At 70.9% G+C, this 2,263-nt stretch carries 2 protein-coding genes; one reads left to right on the forward strand and one right to left on the reverse strand.

Annotation, left to right across the window (positions count from 1 at the left end; genetic code table 11):
- Window positions 1-179: 179 nt before the first annotated feature.
- Window positions 180-1,640: an MFS transporter gene (locus G6016_RS15360; RefSeq protein WP_182633482.1), complete on the reverse strand. Its 1,461-nt coding sequence runs from the start codon at window positions 1,638-1,640 to the stop codon at window positions 180-182.
- 119 nt (window positions 1,641-1,759) lie between these two features.
- Here G6016_RS15360 and G6016_RS15365 point away from each other — a divergent pair, with 119 nt between their 5' ends.
- A complete protein-coding gene (locus tag G6016_RS15365) occupies window positions 1,760-2,224 on the forward strand; it encodes a MarR family winged helix-turn-helix transcriptional regulator (protein ID WP_182633483.1) in 465 nt (154 codons plus the stop codon).
- Window positions 2,225-2,263 lie beyond the last annotated feature (39 nt).

The raw sequence follows: 2,263 nt of genomic DNA on the forward strand, positions 1-2,263 counted from the left end.
TGGCTCGCGGAGACGTCGTCGGACCCCCTGGCCGCCTGGCGCGACTGACTGCCCGGGTGCCCGGCCTCCCGGCGCGCACCAGCCCGAAATCCGCTACTCCCGCTCCGGATCCGCTACCCGTATGGGAGTAGCGGATCCGCAGGCGGGGTAGCGGATTTCGGGTTCGGGGAGGCGGCGTGTCAGCGGACGGGGGCCTGCTCCGGCTCGGCGGTCGCCACGGGCTCGATCGCCTTGTCGACGGCCGGGGTGCGCCGGATGAAGAGCACCACCACGGCGCCGGCGATCGCGGCTGCCGCGCCTAGCAGGAAGCACAGGTGGAACATCTCCTGTGACGGGATGGACACGCCGCCTCCGAGCTCGGTCATCTGGCTGGTGAGCACCAGGGCCATCACGGCGCCGGCGATGGTGGTGCCCATCGAGCGCATGAGGGAGTTCACGCCGACGCTCGCCCCGGCCTCGCTCAGGGGCGCGTTCTCGAGGATGAGGGTGGGCATGGCGGCGTAGCCGATCCCCACGCCGGCGGAGGCCACACAGGTCGCCACGAGCAGCTGCCACGGCTCGGCGGAGAATCCCGCTGCGACCAGGTAGCCGCACGCGATGACGACTGCGCCCACAGCGAGGGTCGCACGTCCTCCGAAGCGGGTGAGCATCCGGCTCGAGATCGGGGTGAAGGCGAGCATCATGAGGCCGCCGGGCGCCATCCACAGTCCGGCCTGCAGCATCGTCTGGCCCAGGCCGTAGCCGGTGGCCTCGGGCAGCTGCAGCAGCTGGGGGACGACGATGGACTGGGCCATCATGCCGAAGCCGATGAGCAGTGCGGCGATGTTGGTGAGCAGGATCGGTCGGCGTGCGGTGGTGCGCAGGTCGACCAGTGGCTGTGGGTGGCGGGTCTCGTAGAGGCCCCACGCCAGGAGCATGAGGACGCCTCCGATGATCGCGCCGAGGGTCGTGGGGGAGGTCCAGCCCCAGTCGCTGCCCTTGGAGATGCCGGTGAGCAGGCTGACCACGCCGATCGCGAGGCCGATCGCGCCGACCCAGTCCAGCCTGGACCGTGAGACGGGCGGGCGGTGGGGGAGCACGGCGATGGTGAGGACCGCCATGATCGCGGCCAGGCCGCTGGAGACCCAGAACAGGACGTGCCAGTCGTAGTCCTGCGCGATCCAGGCGGCCAGCGGCAGGCCGAGCGCGCCGCCCACGCCGAGCGTGGCGCTGATGCCGGCGACGGCCGAGTTCTGCATCCTCGCCGGGACGGTCTCGCGGACGAAGCTGATCGCCACCGGGATGTAGCCCATGGCCAGGCCCTGCAGGACGCGGCCGATGAGCACGGGGATGAGCGTGGACGACAGTGCGCAGATCAGTGACCCGACGAGCAGGATCAGTGCGGATCCGATGAGGACGGGTTTGCGGCCCCGGATGTCGGCCAGGCGTCCGGAGACGGGCATGGCGACACCGCCGGCCAGGAGCGTGGCGGTGACCACCCAGGCGGCGTTACTCGGCTCAGTGCTGAGCAGCCGCGGGAGTTCGGGCTGGATGGGGATGACGAGCGACTGCATCATTGCGGCGCACATGCTCGAGAAGCCCAGGACGAGCACGATGGCGATCGGTGCGCCCGTGGCTCGGGTTGCGGGTGAGTCGTGCATGGGGTCCTTCCGGCGCGCCCGGGATCGCCGGAGCGCGTATGTAACATACATAAATCGACCTGTGTAGGCTACATATCTGCACGTGGGGCGGCAACCCGGCAGGAAGTGGGACGGAGACGATGGTTTCGCGGAAAGAGCACTGGAGCGGCGAGAACGCACCCGGTGAGCGTCGGTTGGCGTCGCTGCTCAACCGGCTCGACACGCAGCGGCGGGCGCTCGAGGGGGCGCTGTCCCTCAAGACCGCGGACCTGCGCCTGCTGTGGCTCTTCGCCGACGGGAACGCGCGGACACTGCGTGAGGTGGCGGACGTACTGGGACTGGAGCAGTCCACCGTCAACCGGCAGGTCAACGCCGCGCTGGGCGCCGGGCTGTTGGAGCGGTCCCGGCGTGGGGGCGGCCCGAGCTACCAGTTCCACCGCACGGAAGCCGGACGTGAGGCGTTCGAGCGGGACGCGAGCATCTCGCTCGGGGCGTACGAGACGGCGCTGGGGGAGATGGGCGACGACGACGCCGAGGCGTTCCTCTCGCTCACCGCGCGCTTCCTCCGGGCCTTCACCCTCGCGGTCGACGACGCCGCGCGGTGACCGGGGCCCGGGGCGCGACGCAGGGTTCGCCGGGGCGCG

It is taken from the genome of Dietzia aerolata (genome assembly GCF_014144865.1).
Lineage (GTDB): Bacteria > Actinomycetota > Actinomycetes > Mycobacteriales > Mycobacteriaceae > Dietzia > Dietzia aerolata.

Coding starts and splice junctions, on each gene's coding strand:
- G6016_RS15360 (WP_182633482.1), bottom strand. CDS start 1,640: ATGCACGACTCACCCGCAACCCGAGCCACGGGCGCACCGATCGCCATC.
- G6016_RS15365 (WP_182633483.1), top strand. CDS start 1,760: ATGGTTTCGCGGAAAGAGCACTGGAGCGGCGAGAACGCACCCGGTGAG.